The sequence below is a fragment of the Leisingera sp. McT4-56 genome (assembly GCF_020514995.1).
GTDB classification, from domain to species: Bacteria; Pseudomonadota; Alphaproteobacteria; order Rhodobacterales; family Rhodobacteraceae; genus Leisingera; species Leisingera aquaemixtae_A.
In genome coordinates, this window is sequence record NZ_JAJALF010000028.1 from 33,751 (window position 1) to 49,181 (window position 15,431).

Genomic DNA, 15,431 nt, shown 5'->3' on the forward strand with positions numbered 1-15,431 from the left:
CGATGACAGCGACGCTGGACATACTGGAGCGGCTGACCGGGTTCGACACGGTCAGCCGCAACTCAAACCTGGAGCTTGCCGCCTATGTGGAGGGCTTCCTGACCGAGCGCGGCTTTGCCGTGATGCGGCTGCCCTCGCCGGATGGCTCCAAGACCGGGCTTTACGCCGAGAAAGGTCCGGGGGGGCAGGGGATTCTGCTGTCTGCGCACACGGATGTGGTGCCGGTGGACGGGCAGGACTGGACCCGCGACCCGTTCCGTCTGACCCGTGATGGCAGCCGGGTCTATGGCCGCGGCACAACCGATATGAAGGGCTATGTTGCCAGTGCCTTGGCTTTGGCTGATCGGGCGGCGAAAGCAGAACTGAAAGAGCCGCTGAAGATCGCGCTGTCCTATGACGAGGAAGTCGGCTGCGTCGGTATCCAGGAGATGCTGGAGCGCCTGGCGCTGCTGATCGGCAAGCCGCGGGCCTGTTTCGTGGGGGAGCCAACGGAGATGAAAGTCGCCATCGGCCACAAAGGCAAGGCTGCCTTGCGTGCGGTTTGCTATGGCCAAAGCGGCCACTCCGCACTTGCCCCGAATTTCACCAATGCACTGCATCTGGCTGGGGATATTCTGGCCGAACTGCGGGCGCTGCAGGAGGATTTTGCCGCCAATGGCGCGCGGGATGCAGCTTACGCAGTGCCGTACTCGACCGTGCATGTCGGCAAGATGATCGGCGGCACAGCGCTTAACATCGTGCCGGACCGGGCAGAGCTGACATTTGAATACCGCCATCTGGCGGCGGACCGCGGCGAGGACATCCTGGCCCGCATCCATGCTGCCGCCGAGCGGGTCAGCAGCCGTTACCCGGCGAAGGCCTGCATCGAGGTCGAGCAGTACAACGCCTATCCCGGCCTCGACGTGTCCGCAGACAGCCCTGTCGTCCCTTTTGCCCAGAAGCTTGCCCAGAGCCACACCACCACCAAGGTCGCCTTTGGCACTGAGGCCGGGTTCTTTGACCAGTTGGGTATCCCCACGGTGGTCTGCGGTCCGGGTTCGATGGAGGGGCAGGGGCACAAGCCCGACGAATATCTGGAGCTGAGCCAGCTCAGCCAATGCGACGCGATGATGGACCGGATTCTGGAAGATCTGACAACTTAAGGAATGTGACATGGCAATGACCGCCTATCTGCAAACCATGGAACGCGGAGACCTGGAGCCCTGGGGCACGCCGGAGGACATCGGTTCGGAAACCATTGAAGGCACGCCTGAATGTGCGGGCAGTTTTGCGCTGGGCACTCCCGGTGATCCGGTGTTTGGCGGTTTGTATAGCGTGACCAAGGGCAAGTACCGCGTCACTTACGGCTTTCACGAGCACGCTACCTTGCTGGACGGTGAGGTGGCACTGACCAATGAAGCCAATGGCGAAACCGTGATCTATGGGCCGGGTGACAGCTGGATCATTGCCAAGGGCACCCCTGTCCTGTGGGACATCCGCAGCGACATTGCGCGCAAATCCTATCTGGCGGTGACCACGGATATTCCTTTGTGATGGCGGAAATCACCTGGTTCGACGCGCTCGGCCTTGCCGGCTCGGTGATCATCGTTGCGGCCTATTATCTGGCCACGCGTGGTGCGCTGCCTGCGGACAGGATCCCGTTCAATGCCGCAAATATCGCGGGCGGTGCGCTGGTGATGCTGTCGCTGGTCTACCGCCCCAACCTCGGCGCCATCGTGATCGAGGTGATGTTCTTGCTGATTGCTGTGCTTGCCATCCTGCGGAACCTGCGGGCCAGAGCTTAACGCTCCGGCCCGTTCAGCATGGCAGCGGGCGAAAGGATTTCATCAATCCTGTCCGCAGACAGACTGCCCTCTTCCTCCAGCACGGCGCGGATGCTGCGGCCCGAGGACAGCGCTGCCTTGGCTATCCTGGCAGCGGCGTCGTAACCTAGATGCGGGGCAAGAGCAGTGGCCAGCACCAGGCTGTTGTCCAGCAGGGCGGCGCAGCGGTCCGCATTAGCAGTAATGCCGGCCACGCATTTCTCCGTTAGCACGTCAACGGCGTTTCTCAGGATACGGATGGATTCCAGCAGGTTGTAGGCGACCACCGGCTCCATTGCATTCAGCTGCAGTTGCCCTGCTTCCGCAGCCATGGTGATGGTGAGGTCATTGCCAATCACCTGGAAACAGACCTGATTGACCACCTCTGGGATTACAGGGTTCACTTTGCCCGGCATGATCGACGACCCCGCCTGTACCGCGGGCAGGGTGATCTCGCCAAGTCCTGCGCGGGGGCCGGAGGACAAAAGCCGCAGGTCATTGCAGATTTTCGAGAGCTTCACCGCCACCCGTTTCAGGATGCCGGAATAGGCGACAAAGGCGCCTAGGTCGGACGAGGCCTCGATCAGGTTGCCCGCCTGCTGCAGCTCGAACCCGGACATTTCCGACAGATACTGCAGCGCCAGCGGGGCATAACCTGGTTCGGCGTTGACGCCGGTGCCGATCGCGGTGCCGCCCAGGTTAACCTCGGTCAGCAGGCGGCTGACATCGCGCAGCCGGTCGACGTCCTCGCCCACGGTGACGGCAAAGGAGGCGAATTCCATGCCCAGAGACATCGGCACCGCGTCCTGCAGCTGGGTGCGGCCAACCTTGGGGATGCCGTCAAAGGCCTCTGCACGTTCGCCGAATGACTGCTGCAGCCGGTGCAGCGCCTCGCACAGCGGTTCGGTGCTGGCCAGCACCGCCAGCCGGATCGCGGTCGGGTAGACGTCATTGGTGGACTGGCCGTGGTTCACGTCGTCATTCGGGTGCAGATGCGCGTAGCTACCGGGCGGGTGCCCCATACGCAGCAGCGCCAGATTGGCGATCACCTCATTGGCGTTCATGTTGGTGGAGGTGCCCGCCCCGCCCTGGATCATGTCGACGCTAAAGTGCCGGTGATGGCGGCCGCGCACAATCTCCTTGCAGACGGCGGCAATTGCCTTTGCCTTCTCCGTCACCAGGCCGCCGGTTTCCTCATTGGCGCGGGCGGCGGCGGATTTCACCATCGCCAGCGCCCGCACCAGTGCAGGGAAATGCGACAGCGGCACCCCGGTGATCGGGAAGTTCTGCCGGGCCCGCTCTGTCTGGATGCCGTGCAGGCAATCTGCGGGCAGCTCAACCTGGCCGATGGAATCCCGTTCCGTGCGCGTTTTATGCATTGTCTGCTGTCCTGCTGCTGGGATGTCTTCTGTGACCTTAACAATATCTGCTGCCGCGCCAAAGCTGTGGTTTCCGCTGCGCGGCTTAGGAGCTGCCGAAGCAGGCGCAGGACTGGCCCTGGAGTGGTCAATTCATTGATTTTGAAGTTATTTTAAAGGTTAGGCAAAGGCTAACATTTGCTGAGGGAGTCAATTCTTAAGCAAGCCCCCCGGCCTTCCTATGCTGGTTCAAACGACACGCGGCAGATGGGGAGGCGCAAGTGCCCGGTAACAAGACAGACGCGATTGATGTGCGCAATGCGGTCAAACGCTATGGGGATTTTACTGCCCTCAAGCAGATCTCGCTGACCATCAAGGACAATGAGTTCTTCACCCTGCTGGGGCCGTCAGGCTGCGGCAAGACCACCCTCTTGCGGATGATTGCCGGGTTCGAGGACGTGACCGAGGGCGAGATCCTGCTCTATGGCGACGAGATCGAAAGCCTGCCGCCGCATCAGCGCCCGGTGAACACCGTGTTCCAGAACTACGCTCTGTTCCCGCATATGACCATTCTGGACAACGTGGCCTTTGGCCTGGAGATGCGCGGCAAATCCAAAGCCGCCGCCCGCAAGCGCGCGGGCGAGATGCTGGAGCTGGTCCAGCTGTCGCAATTCGCTGCACGCAAACCGTCCCAGCTCTCAGGCGGCCAGCAGCAGCGTGTGGCGCTGGCGCGTGCGCTGGCGCCACAGCCTAAAGTCCTGCTGCTGGATGAGCCGCTGTCGGCGCTGGACCTGAAGCTGCGCAAGCAGATGCAATTGGAACTGAAGCACCTGCAGCGGGAAACCGGGATCACCTTCATCTTCGTGACCCACGACCAGGAGGAAGCGCTGACCATGTCCGACCGCATTGCGGTGATGTCGGCGGGCGAGATGCAGCAACTGGGCACCCCGACCGAAATCTATGAACAACCGCGCAACATGTTCGTGGCGGATTTCATCGGCGAGACAAACCTGCTGGAAGTCTCCGTTGATCAAGTCATGAACGGCCGCGCGCTCTGCCACCTGGGCGGCGGCCACGCGCTGACCTGTAACTCAGTTGAGGGCATCGGCGAAGGTGCCAAGGTGCATATGTCTGTGCGGCCGGAACGGCTGTTCATGTCCGATGTGCCGGTGGAGACCGAGAGCCTCAAGGGCCGGGTCGCAGAAAACATCTTTGTCGGCACCGACATCAGCACGCTGGTCGATCTGGCCGAGGGGCCGCAGTTCATTGTGCGGACCTCCAATTCCGACCGCGGCAACAAGCGGATCTTTGAGCCGGGCAGCGAGATTTTCGTCAACATGGAGCTGGGGGCCGGGCGCCTCCTGATGGACTGATGGCAGCAGGCGCAGCAAGCGGCGGTTCAGCCCGCGCAGACACATACAAGGACGCCCGCGGCTGGCTGCTGCTGCCGTCCTGGGCGGTGCTCGGCATCTTTGTGCTGGGCCCCGTATGCATGATGCTGATCTATTCCTTCCTGACCAAGGAATTCCGAGGCGGGGTGATCTGGGAGTTCTCCCTGGCGGCCTATGACCAGTTCTTCTTTGACCGCGGGCTGTTCGGAGATGAGCCGCCAAGCATCGAATGGACCTATATCACCATCTTCTGGCGTTCGATCTGGCAGGCCGGGGCGGCGACGCTTCTCAGCCTGGTGATCGGCTTCCCGACCGCCTATTTCATTGCCACACGGCCTGAAAACGTGCGGCCCGTCTGGGTGTTCCTGATCACCATTCCCTATTGGGTGAACCTGCTGATCCGTACCGTCAGCATGAAGTTCCTGCTGCGCGACCAGGGGCCGCTCAATGACTTCCTGATCGGCACCGGGCTGATCGACAGCCCCATTCACATCGTCAACACCAACTTTGCGGTGCAGCTGGGCCTGTTCTACTCCTACCTGCCGTTCATGGTGCTGCCGGTCTATGCGGCGGTGGAACGCTACAACTTCTCGCTCAGTGAGGCTGCGGCGGATCTCTATGCCAGCAAATGGACCACCCTGCGCCGGATCGTGCTGCCCGCGGTGAAACCGGGCGTCGTAGCGGGCTGCATCCTGGTGTTCGTGCCCTCGATGGGATCCTTTCTGGCGCCGGATCTGCTGGGCGGCGCCAAGAACTTCATGATCGGATCGCTGATCGAGGAGCAGTTCAAGGGCAACGCAGGCAACTGGCCGTTCGGCGCCGCCGCCTCAATGATCCTGCTGACCATGGTGCTGATCATCCTGATGTTCTCCGCCCGCCAGCAGGCCAAAGCAGACAAGACAGAGGGCTGAGCCATGGCGCATGTGAATGACAATATCAAAGCCTACAAGGGCTTCCGCTCTGTCACCCTGCTGTGTCTGGTGGTCCTATATGCCCCGCTGGTGATCGTCACCATCTACAGCTTCAACGCCTCCCAATCGATCACCAACTGGGAAGGGATTTCCCTGCGCTGGTACGCCGATGTGTTCACCGGGCCGGAAAGCGAGAAGTTCAAGGTCGCAGCCTTCAACAGCTTCACCATCGCGATCATTGCGGCCACTTGCAGCACAGCAATTGCGACACTGGCGGCCACAGCGATGGTCCGCGGCGGCAACTTCAAGCTGCGCACCGTGTCTTTCGGCCTGATCTCACTGCCGCTGATGGTGCCGGAAATCGTAACTGCGGTGGCCACGCTGATCTTCTTCAATTCGATCGGCTTCACCCGCGGCTACATGACCATCCTGGTTGCCCATATCGCCTTTTGCATCCCCTTCGCCTACCTGCCGATTTCGGCCCGGATGCAGGGGATTGAGGACAGTTTCGAGCAGGCGGCGATGGATCTTTACGCAACCCGCAGGCAGGCCTTCACCAAGATCCTGATGCCGCTGATGGCACCGGGCATCATCTCCGGCTTCCTGCTGGCCTTCATCGTCTCGCTCGACGACTTCATCATCACCAACTTCGTCAAGGGTGCGGGTGTCGAGACCCTGCCCACCGCGATCTTCGGCTCCGTCAAACAGGGCATCAAACCCAACATCATGGCGATCTCGACCATGCTGCTGAGCATCTCAATCGTGATGGTCACCATCAGTTACTTCGTCAGCAAATCCGACAACACAAAATGATCCAACCCGGAGGAAAACACATGAAAAACCTGCTGAAAGCCAGCGCCGCAACCCTTGCTTTGAGTGTTGCCGCCAATGCCGCCGCGGCCGAGGGCAAACTGGTCCTCTACCACTGGTTCGAATACATGCCGCAGGAGGTGCTGGACAAGTTCACAGCGGAAACCGGCGTCGAGGTGACGATGGACACCTACGATTCCAATGAATCCATGCTGGCAACGCTGAAGGCCGGCGGCATGGGCACCTATGACCTGGCAGTTCCCGGCGATTACATGGTCAGCATCATGGCGGGCGAGGGCCTGCTGGACACCATTGCCGACGGCGAACTGGCCAACAAGGGCAACATCGCCCCGGAGTGGGCCGACCCCAGTTTCGACCCGGGCCGCGCTTCCTCGATCCCCTACCAGTGGGGATCCACCTCCTTTGCTGTGAACCGCGACGCCTACAGCGGCGACATCCAGACCACCGACATCCTGTTCAACCCGCCGACAGAGCTGTCGGGCAAGATCAACATGCTGGACAGCCAGGGTGAGGTGATGGCGATGGCTTCGCTGCATCTGGGGATCCCGCAATGCTCCGCCGACCGTGAGCAGTTGAAGGCGCTGAACGCCATGCTGCAGGACGCCAAGCAGCATTGGGCCTCGTTCAACTCAGACACTGCCAAGGAAGTGCTGGTGTCCGGCGACGCGGCAGTCGGGCAGATCTACGATGGCTTTGCTGCCAAGGCGAGAGAGGAGGGCGCCAATGTGGAATATGCCTATCCGACCCAGGGCTACGTCGCCTGGATGGACAATGTGGTTCTGCTGAAGGACGCGCCCAACCGCGATAATGCTCTGAAGTTCATGGACTTCCTGCTGGAGCCGGAAAACATCGCCGCCGTCACCAACTATGCGCAGTACAATGCCGGTGTGACCGGGGTCGCCGATTTCCTGGATCCCGCTCTGGCCGCGCAGCCGGAAAAGAACCCTCATGCCGATGCGGGCGATGGCGTATTCATCGAGGTCTGCGACCAGAAAACCCAAGCGGTCTACGACCAGATCTGGACCAACCTCAAGAAGTAAGAACCTCCCCTGAATGCCCGCTAGGGCAAACTGCCCCGGGCATGCATCGCCCGGGGTCTTTTGTGTCGGATTGAGAAGCGGTTGCAGTCCTTGGATCTGTTTGGAACGGGGGCCGGTTTTCTGCTTGCTGGCAAACGGACCTGCGGACGGCACAGCAAATACAGCACGCTGCCGCATTGTTGACCGGCAGCGTGTGATCCACCATCCTGCGGTAACGTCCGCCACAAGCGGCTTGGCCCAGGGCGGATATCTTGCGGCGGTCATGACAGTGAGGCCAGCCTAATGCCAAAGGCACAGCGGAAAGGATATCTGCACGACACTCACCGGCTGTGTGATCCGGCGCAGACGCTGGCCGCTGTCCGCCCGCACCTGGCGGACATGGGCATCACCCGGATTGCAAATCTGACCGGGCTGGACCGGGTTGGCCTGCCGACGGTAATGGTGACGCGGCCCAATTCCCGCTCAGTTGCTGTGGCATTGGGCAAGGGGCTGACGCTGGACGCGGCCCGGGCATCGGGCGTGATGGAGGCCGTTGAGACCTGGCATGCGGAACGGGTCGCGCTGCCCTTGCGCGCGGCCAGCTATCAGGATCTGCGGCAGGAGGCGCGTGTCGCCGATGTCTGGCGGCTGCCGCGCGTGACCGGCGGCAGTTTCGACCCGCAATCCCGTATGCTGTGGATCGAGGGCGCCGACCTTGCAACGGGCCTTGCGCACTGGCTGCCGTATGAAATGGTGGACACCGATTACACCACGCGGCCCTGTGGCGGGCAGGGCGCGTTTCCGAGAACGACCAACGGTCTTGCCTCCGGGAACAGCCTGGCAGAGGCCGCCTGCCATGCCATTTGCGAGCTAATCGAAAGGGATGCGATCACCCTGTGGCATCACGCGCCGCCGGGCCCGCGGTTAGACCCAGCAACCATTGACGACCCGCGCTGCCAAGAAGCGCTGAACCTGTTTTCACAGGCGGGGTTGCTGGCTGGCGTGTGGAATATTGCTTCGGACATTGGTGTTGCGGCGTTTCACTGCATGATTTGCGAAGTCGGCAGTGTGCCCGGCCACATCGGCATTGGCAGCGGCTGCCATCCGGATCGTTCTATTGCTCTGCTGCGGGCGCTGACCGAGGCGGCGCAAACCCGGCTGACATATATTTCCGGTGCACGCGATGATCTGGACCCGGAGGAGTTCACCCCGGCGGCTTCAGCAGAGCGGGCGCAGTTTGTCCGCAGTCTGCTCTCCCGGACACAGGCTTTGGACCGCTTTCAGGATTGCCCATCGTTTTCATCACCTTCCTCCGAGGAAGATCAGGCCTGGCTTCTGCACCAGCTTGCCGCCGCGGGGATGGCCCAGGTCCTTATCGTGGATCTGTCACGCTCCGATTTAGGAATCTCAGTGGTAAGGGCGGTCATTCCCGGATTGGAAGCGCCGCATGACGATCCGGATTTCGTGGCCGGAGAACGGGTGCAGAAAGCAGCGGAGGCTCGGGAGTGAGTGCGGTTGTCTTCGCAGGCCCGACAATCGGGGCCAAGGACGTTCAGTCGGTGCTGGAGGCCACCGTTCTGCCGCCTGCGGGCCAGGGCGATATCTTTCGGGCAGCCCGTCAGGGGGCCACGGCCATCGGGTTGATAGACGGGTATTTCCAAGGTGTGCCCTCGGTCTGGCACAAGGAAATCCTCTGGGCACTGGAGCACGGCATTGCGGTGTTCGGGAGCGCCAGCATGGGGGCACTGCGCGCCGCGGAATTGTCAGCTTTCGGGATGATTGGCGTTGGCAGGATATACGAGGCCTATGCCGCGGGGGCGATCAGTGACGATGACGAGGTGGCGGTTCTGCACAGCCCGGCGGAACTGGGCTTCGCACCTTTGAGTGAGCCGATGGTTTCCATCCGCGCGACGGTGGAGAGCGCGGTCAGCAGTGCTGTGCTGGATGCAGATCAGGCGGCAGCGGTGCTGAAAGCCGCCAAGGCGCGGTTTTATCAGCAAAGAACCTGGCGGAACATCCTCGCGGATATTCCTGCGGCACCCTGGCTGGACCGGTTTTCGGCCTGGGTGAAGACCGGGCGGGTAGACACCAAACGCGAAGATGCCCAGGAGATGCTCGCCCGGATGGCGGCGTTCCTAAACGGTGAAGACCGTGTACCAGGCACAGCTGCCGAACCGATGGAGCACACCTTGGCTTGGAAGGGGCTGGTGCGGCGCGTCGAGGCGCAAGAGCGCGGTTTGCAGGGTGCTGACCGGCGGGTACTGGATGAATTGCGGCTGGAGCCGGAGCGTTTCGGCCTGTTCCGGACCCGGGCTGCATTGCGCTTGCTGGCATTGAAAGAGGCCCGCCGTGAGGGTGCCCAGGCCGAGCGGCAAGAAATCCTGACCCAACTGAACAGCCACCGGCAGGCGCAGAAACTGTTCCGCAGCAAAGACCTGCAGAACTGGCTGCAAGAGAACGGGCTGACGGCTGCGGAGTATGAAGACCAGCTGGAGGAAACAGTCCTTGCCGGGGCTGCCGTAGATGCCCGCCAACAAGACTTGGAGCCGCACTTGCTGGCCGAACTCCGGCAGGCAGGCGCCTTTGCCGGGCTGAAAGCGCGCGCGGCCGATAAAGAGCTGCAGATCGCCGCAATAAGTGAGCCAGGCAAGCCAGAGACTGATGCAGGCCGCCTGCAGCTGGCGGTCTGGTATTTCGAAACGCGCCTCCACCGGGACGTCCCCGAGGACTTCGGCGCTTATGCTGAGTCCATCGGCCTCAACGGTGCGGAAGAATTCTTTGAGCTGATCCGGCGTGAATTCATGTATCATCAGGGGTGCAAAACACAATCTGCTCGAAAAAGCAGGGGCTAGGCAGGGCAATCGGGCGAAACCTCCGCAGGGTTGGAGGACCGAATGGAAGACCCGTACGAGATGGCGGAGGAAGCTCCGGGAACCCGCTTTTTGCTGTTTCCGCAATCCCCTTTCCGAAACGAGGACCCGGTGCTGGAACTGGTCGAGATTTCCGCGCCGCCCGGCTCGATTGGCCCGGGGCCGTCCGGACCGCGGATGTACACGGTCAACGCATTGGGCAAGACAATCCCTTATGGCGCGATTGTACAGGGGCCTGCCGGACCGGGCATGTACCTGCCGCCCTGGCACGGAGAGCTGCAGGCGCCGCCGGAACCGGATGATGATGGGCATTTCCTTCATATCACGCCGTCCGATCCGGGGTTTGAGGCCGCGCATCTGTTTGCCGCCGCGCATTTCACCCTGGATGTGTGGGAAGAATATTTCGGTCATGAAATCCCCTGGCATTTTGCCCGAGATTACGACCGGCTGGAGTTGTCCCTGCTGCCGAGCCTGGACAATGCCCATATCGGCTGGGGGTTTCTGGAGACCGGCGGCACCAGTGAGCATGGCGGGGAGTACCGCGCATACAGCCTGAATTTCGATGTGGTTGCTCATGAAATCGGCCACGCCATCATCTACAGTATGGCCGGAATGCCGGTAACCGAGAATGTTCCGGGTGAGTATTACGGCTTTCACGAATCCGCGGCGGATATGGTGGCGCTGATCGCATCCCTGCACTTTGGTTCAGTTGTCGAGGAGCTGCTCGAAAACACCAGCGGCAACCTTTACACCTTCAACCAATTGAACCGTTTTGCAGAGCTTGCCGGGAGCGCGCAGATCCGGATGGCAGCGAATACACGGACGCTGCAAGACTTTGTCCGAGGCTGGAGCAGCGAGCATGCGCTGTCTGAACCCTTGACCGGTGCGATGTTCGATATCCTGGTGGATATCTTCCATGAGCGTTTACTGGTGCATGGTCTTATCACGCCGGAGATGGAGGATCTCTCCGACCAGTTGGAGGAAAGCCCCTACTACGGAGAGGTCATGCAGGCGTTATTCGACACCCGCTATGCCGCTGATCCTGAAGGTTTTCGCTTGGCCCTGCTGGAAGCCCGGGACATTCTGGGCTCTTATCTCGCGGCAGCGTGGAGCATGCTGGAGGCGGAAACCCTCACCTATGCAGCAGTAGCGCAGGCGCTGCTTCTGGTAGACCGGAAATCGACAGGCGGCGCGTTCCAGTCGATCATTGAAGGCAACTTCCGGATGCGCGGCATTGGCCTGGTCCAGGCAGGCCCCCGGCTGGATGAACCGGACGAGGACAGCCATGCGCATTCGGTGCGGACAAGAGTGCCGGGCAACTGATGGGCCTATTGGCTGTAAATTTTGGCCGTTTTGTGCTACTTTCATCCTTAGGGGGACTTTTCCGGAAATTGGGGCAGCGCCAATCGTGCCCGCGGAAATGTGAAAAGATCTTCTGGTGTTGTTTCCATAGCCACGGGAGTGTGAACGGTGGCCGAGTCATTACTGAGTTTTTCCGAAGTGCTGTTATTTGGACGTTTGATCGACGACATCAGGCTGGTTCCTAAAATCGCAGGAGCCGCTGTTGGCACAGTTAACAATCTGCCTAACTTGCGCGGTACTGCTGTGAACGGTGAGACTGTTGCACCAGGAGACCGGGTTCTGGTTATGGCTCAGACCGACAAGGGGCAAAACGGACTCTATGAAGTCGGCAGCGGGAACAACAACCCTTGGCTGCATCAGCAGCAATTCCCCAAGGGAACCGTGATTGAGATTACGCACGGCCCCCGTCAGGGCTTGTGGAAACAGGTCGGTGATTTCAGCGCAGGGGAGCAGGAGTTTTCCCGCGCACGGAACCGGCGGCAGAAGGGGCGGGGGCGCAACAACTTGCTGGGGGATCAGCTGAGCGAAGATGCGAAGCTCGCGCGGATCTACGGGTTCTCTTATGAAGGCACATATTTTGAGCTGCCAGAGCCGGTGATATTCCTAGTGCACGGTGACGGCGAGAGTGCAACAGGTGGGAATAGTCCCGCAAGTCAGGCAGCCCGCGCTCCTCTGGATCCTTCCGTGACAGGGGTCGCCTCAGCCGAGTACCAGATCGCAAACGACATCCGGGTCTGGGACTATGACAAGGCCGATTACTCGATCCGTATGGACGTGATGACCGGCATGCTGGAGCAGGTGCTGCTGGATGTCTACTTCGGCGGCGGTGGTCCTGATATCAGCGGCGCCAAGGTCAGCGGAGCCAAAGTCAGCGGTGCTAAGGTCAGCGGCGCCAAAGTGAGCGGCGCGAAAGTCAGCGGTGCCAAGGTGAGCGGAGCAAAGGCGCGCGGTTCAGGCGACTGAACCACTGCGTAATTAAAACCAGCGGCAGGTCGGAGGGACCGGCCTGAAGTGCTGCCGCCCGTCAAAACCCCGCTTTCTTCAACCCTTCAACGAAATGCTGGGTGTCTTCTTTGAGCCGGTCGGGCTGCACCTTGGCCCAGCGGTCCAGCGAGAAATTCGGATGTGCATCGTGGTGCCGGGCTGCCATCTCGCGTGCCAGTTCCATCTTGCCAAGCTGGGCATAGCTGGCAGCCAGCATGCGCTGGCCCTCAGTCGGGTTGTTCATCCTCGTCAGAGTGTCGATCACTGCATCATATTCTTTGAGATTGTAATATGCGCCGCCCAGGTGCCACAGATACTGATCCGGGAAATACGGGTTGAGCCGCATCGCCTGCTTCAGGTTGCTGATCGCCGTTTCATTGTCTCCGGAATGGGCCAGTGCATCGGCGTAGTCCGACAGGAGATCGGCATCATTCGGGTTGAGCGCCAGGGCGCGCCGGTAGGCACCGATTGCAGCATCATGCTCCTTGCGGTAAAGATGCACAAACCCAAGCTCGCCAAAGCCGCGGGCATCGGTCGGATCCAGCTCCACCGCTCTTTGCGCAAAAGCCAGCGCCGTATCCAGCGCATGATCGGCGTCCTTGGCCCAGGAATACCGCCAGTCAATGTTCATGGTGCGCGAAATTGCCGCCGAAGCCCGGGCATAGTCCTGGTCGCGGGCCAAAGCCCTTTCATACAGGGACTGGGCCTCTCGGTTGTCCCGCCGCGTATAGCGGAAGATATACTGCTGGCCGCGCAGGACATAGCCGTAGGCGGCCAGGTCGGAGGGGGCGGCCTGCGCCATCCGCTTGCGTTCCTGGGCCTCGATCAGCACAGCCGTCGCTGCGACGATGGCGTCAGTGACCTCATCCTGGATGGCAAAGATGTCATCGATGTCGCGGTCGTAGCGTTCGCCCCAGATCGTCCGTCCGGAATCGGCGTCAATCAGTTCGATGGCAATCCGCACCCGTGCCGCTGCCCGGCGGACGCTGCCGCGGGCGACATACCGCACGCCCAGCTCGCGCGCGGCCTCCTGCGGCGGCATCGACCGCGCCTTGAAAAAGAATGCGGAGTTGCGCGCAATAACGAAGAGGTTCTTGAATTTGGACAGGTTCAGGATGATGTCTTCTGTCAGCCCGTCGGCAAACCAGCTGTCAGACTGATCTCCGCCCAGGCTGGTAAACGGCAGAACAGCAACCGAGGGGACGTCCGGTTTTTGCGGATGCACGGGCTGGGTCGCCGGTCGCAGGGTGGCGGCCATGGCCGCGCCTTCAATCTCGCTGCGGACGCAATAGGCCGGGACCGGTTCGGCGATGTTCTTGAGCCGTTGCGGGCCAATGAATTCAAAGCCGAAGCGCAGCCGATTGCGGATCTGTTCGTAAACAGAAGAACTGACGAAGACCCGGCCCGGTTCAGCGATCTCCTGCAGCCGGGCTGCAATATTGACGTTGTCGCCGTGAATGCCTCGGTCATCGACCAGAATTTCGCCCATATGCACGCCGGCGCGAAAGCGCAGCTGCTGGTCCTCTGGACGGGAGCTGTTGTTCTGATCTGCAATGCGGTGCAGCTCGACCCCGAATTTCACCGCATTTGTGGCGGTCTCGAACAGTGCCAGAACTCCGTCGCCACGGACCGCTACAACCCGCCCATCGTGCGCTTGGCACGCTGCTTCAAGTTGTTCCAGGAGGGATTTCAGGGCGCTGTATGTGTCGATTTCGTCATTTCCCATCAGCCGGGCATATCCGACCACATCGGCAAACAGCACCGCTCCCAGCTGGCGCCGGACCTTTGTTGTCTTGCTTTTGCCGCTCACAAGCTGTCCTCCTCCTGTGAGTATGGGCTGATACCGGCTGCCATTCTGGGCCGGTGTTCTGCTGCTGCCGGGCCGGATGTTGTATCTCTGCTCACCCGGGGCGGGCTTGCGGGCCGGGCGGCCATGACCACCCGGAGACGCCGGCGCCTCGGAAGCTGGCACTGCAGCCGGCGCCAAGCTCCTGTGCCAGCCCCTCTCGGCTGGCAGTCCAGTCCCGGCGCAACAGCCCGACAGTGATCATGTCAAAGTACCGGCCTTCGGCGAACCAGGCTTCCCGCATCCTGCCCTCTGTTTTGAAGCCGGCGCGGGCGGTCATTTGCTGGCTGCGCGTGTTGTCAGCCCGGTAGTAGGATGTAACGCGATTTAGCCCGATCTGGAGGAAGGCAAAGTCCAGAAGCAATGCCATAGACCGGATGCCGATGCCTTGCCGGCGCCGGTTTTCCTCGATGAACAGCGCAATGACTGCATCCCGGTTCACTGGCGATATGCTTTCCAGCCCGGTAATTCCGCAAAGCTCACCTTTTTCCGTGGTGATGGCGAACCAGCACTTGCAGGCGTCTTTTTCCGCATCCATTGCTGGCCCCCATGACCGCTCCAGCTCCGTTGTGTTGAAGGGTGCCCGAACAGACCGGTCAAAGCGCGCCAGGTCGGCGACATTCTGGAACCACCCGGCCATGTGTGGGAGGTCACCGGTCTCCAGTGGCCTGAGCCGGAATGCTGCTGACTGCCGCTCTGGCATCTGCTGTCCCTTTCAATTTGCTTTGCGCCAAGTGTTGCGCAGCTGCTGCGGCTGAAAATGCAATGGTCGGCCAACAGTACCACATTTTCGGCCGGTTCGGGGCATTCGCACCTTGGCATCGTTCTTGCGGGGCACCGCCTATTTTGAGCCAGGCCGGAGAGGCGGTAACCAGCTTCAATGCCCGCAGCGAGATCCGGCGACCTATGCGGCAAGAATTGTTTGAACCAGCGTCTTTTGGGGTTGCGCCCGTGCCGAGCTATGATTAAACCCCGCCGCAGTGGACCGATAGCTCAGCTGGATAGAGTACTTGACTACGAATCAAGGGGTCGGGGGTTCGAATCCTCCTCGGTCCGC

The 15,431-nt window shown here is 61.1% G+C and carries 14 protein-coding genes and 1 tRNA gene; 12 read left to right on the forward strand and 3 right to left on the reverse strand.

Translation table 11 applies throughout. The annotated features are described in order from the left end of the window. The first annotated feature begins 2 nt into the window (after positions 1-2). Genes argE through LHL23_RS21130 form a run of 3 tightly spaced genes read left to right on the forward strand, consistent with a single transcriptional unit; the run spans position 3 to position 1,784 of the window. Positions 3-1,142 carry an acetylornithine deacetylase gene (argE, locus tag LHL23_RS21120; protein WP_226431445.1) on the forward strand — a complete coding sequence of 380 codons (1,140 nt, stop codon included), beginning with the start codon at positions 3-5 and terminating at the stop codon, positions 1,140-1,142. A gap of 10 nt (positions 1,143-1,152) precedes the next feature. Continuing rightward, positions 1,153-1,533, forward strand: a complete 381-nt coding sequence (locus LHL23_RS21125; RefSeq protein ID WP_226431446.1) for a cupin domain-containing protein — start codon at positions 1,153-1,155, stop codon at positions 1,531-1,533. After that, positions 1,533-1,784 carry a CBU_0592 family membrane protein gene (locus tag LHL23_RS21130; protein ID WP_222481386.1) on the forward strand — a complete coding sequence of 84 codons (252 nt, stop codon included), beginning with the start codon at positions 1,533-1,535 and terminating at the stop codon, positions 1,782-1,784. The genes LHL23_RS21125 and LHL23_RS21130 overlap by 1 nt, the downstream gene beginning before the upstream one ends. Here LHL23_RS21130 and LHL23_RS21135 read toward each other — a convergent pair. Then, complete coding sequence (locus LHL23_RS21135) at positions 1,781-3,181, reverse strand: aspartate ammonia-lyase (RefSeq protein ID WP_226431447.1); 1,401 nt, start codon at positions 3,179-3,181, stop codon at positions 1,781-1,783. The two genes, LHL23_RS21130 and LHL23_RS21135, sit on opposite strands and share 4 nt — an antisense overlap. A 260-nt stretch (positions 3,182-3,441) precedes the next feature. Here LHL23_RS21135 and LHL23_RS21140 point away from each other — a divergent pair, with 260 nt between their 5' ends. The 8 genes from LHL23_RS21140 (at position 3,442) to LHL23_RS21175 (ending at position 12,507) form a co-directional block, all read left to right on the forward strand. Beyond that, positions 3,442-4,533, forward strand: coding sequence for an ABC transporter ATP-binding protein (locus tag LHL23_RS21140; RefSeq protein ID WP_319005226.1), 1,092 nt, complete (start codon positions 3,442-3,444; stop codon positions 4,531-4,533). Next, positions 4,533-5,462, forward strand: a complete 930-nt coding sequence (locus LHL23_RS21145) for an ABC transporter permease (RefSeq protein ID WP_226431448.1) — start codon at positions 4,533-4,535, stop codon at positions 5,460-5,462. The genes LHL23_RS21140 and LHL23_RS21145 overlap by 1 nt, the downstream gene beginning before the upstream one ends. Positions 5,463-5,465: 3 nt before the next feature. Continuing rightward, entirely contained in the window at positions 5,466-6,275 is an 810-nt protein-coding gene (locus tag LHL23_RS21150) for an ABC transporter permease (protein WP_226431449.1), read from the forward strand. Positions 6,276-6,295: 20 nt separating this feature from the next. Further along, positions 6,296-7,333 carry an extracellular solute-binding protein gene (locus tag LHL23_RS21155; RefSeq protein WP_226431450.1) on the forward strand — a complete coding sequence of 346 codons (1,038 nt, stop codon included), beginning with the start codon at positions 6,296-6,298 and terminating at the stop codon, positions 7,331-7,333. Positions 7,334-7,615: 282 nt separating this feature from the next. Beyond that, entirely contained in the window at positions 7,616-8,821 is a 1,206-nt protein-coding gene (locus LHL23_RS21160; protein WP_226431451.1) for a YcaO-like family protein, read from the forward strand. Further along, positions 8,818-10,164 carry a TfuA-like protein gene (locus tag LHL23_RS21165; RefSeq protein WP_226431452.1) on the forward strand — a complete coding sequence of 449 codons (1,347 nt, stop codon included), beginning with the start codon at positions 8,818-8,820 and terminating at the stop codon, positions 10,162-10,164. The genes LHL23_RS21160 and LHL23_RS21165 overlap by 4 nt, the downstream gene beginning before the upstream one ends. Positions 10,165-10,206: 42 nt before the next feature. After that, entirely contained in the window at positions 10,207-11,505 is a 1,299-nt protein-coding gene (locus tag LHL23_RS21170) for a hypothetical protein (RefSeq protein WP_226431453.1), read from the forward strand. A gap of 147 nt (positions 11,506-11,652) precedes the next feature. Continuing rightward, entirely contained in the window at positions 11,653-12,507 is an 855-nt protein-coding gene (locus tag LHL23_RS21175; RefSeq protein WP_226431454.1) for a hypothetical protein, read from the forward strand. A gap of 61 nt (positions 12,508-12,568) precedes the next feature. Here the strand turns inward: LHL23_RS21175 and LHL23_RS21180 are convergent, their stop codons facing one another. Beyond that, on the reverse strand, positions 12,569-14,338 hold the full coding sequence (locus tag LHL23_RS21180; protein ID WP_226431455.1) for an adenylate/guanylate cyclase domain-containing protein: 1,770 nt from the start codon (positions 14,336-14,338) through the stop codon (positions 12,569-12,571). A gap of 91 nt (positions 14,339-14,429) precedes the next feature. Next, complete coding sequence (locus LHL23_RS21185) at positions 14,430-15,077, reverse strand: GNAT family N-acetyltransferase (RefSeq protein ID WP_222481410.1); 648 nt, start codon at positions 15,075-15,077, stop codon at positions 14,430-14,432. Positions 15,078-15,356: 279 nt separating this feature from the next. On the opposite strand from LHL23_RS21185, the gene LHL23_RS21190 reads away from it, so the two are divergent. Continuing rightward, positions 15,357-15,430, forward strand: a tRNA-Arg gene (locus tag LHL23_RS21190). The last annotated feature ends 1 nt before the right edge of the window (position 15,431 follow it).

Bases quoted from the DNA above. Each gene is read 5' to 3' on its own strand.
- argE (WP_226431445.1), top strand. From the start codon at position 3: ATGACAGCGACGCTGGACATACTGGAGCGGCTGACCGGGTTCGACACG.
- LHL23_RS21125 (WP_226431446.1), top strand. From the start codon at position 1,153: ATGGCAATGACCGCCTATCTGCAAACCATGGAACGCGGAGACCTGGAG.
- LHL23_RS21130 (WP_222481386.1), top strand. From the start codon at position 1,533: ATGGCGGAAATCACCTGGTTCGACGCGCTCGGCCTTGCCGGCTCGGTG.
- LHL23_RS21135 (WP_226431447.1), bottom strand. From the start codon at position 3,181: ATGCATAAAACGCGCACGGAACGGGATTCCATCGGCCAGGTTGAGCTG.
- LHL23_RS21145 (WP_226431448.1), top strand. From the start codon at position 4,533: ATGGCAGCAGGCGCAGCAAGCGGCGGTTCAGCCCGCGCAGACACATAC.
- LHL23_RS21150 (WP_226431449.1), top strand. From the start codon at position 5,466: ATGGCGCATGTGAATGACAATATCAAAGCCTACAAGGGCTTCCGCTCT.
- LHL23_RS21155 (WP_226431450.1), top strand. From the start codon at position 6,296: ATGAAAAACCTGCTGAAAGCCAGCGCCGCAACCCTTGCTTTGAGTGTT.
- LHL23_RS21160 (WP_226431451.1), top strand. From the start codon at position 7,616: ATGCCAAAGGCACAGCGGAAAGGATATCTGCACGACACTCACCGGCTG.
- LHL23_RS21170 (WP_226431453.1), top strand. From the start codon at position 10,207: ATGGAAGACCCGTACGAGATGGCGGAGGAAGCTCCGGGAACCCGCTTT.
- LHL23_RS21185 (WP_222481410.1), bottom strand. From the start codon at position 15,077: ATGCCAGAGCGGCAGTCAGCAGCATTCCGGCTCAGGCCACTGGAGACC.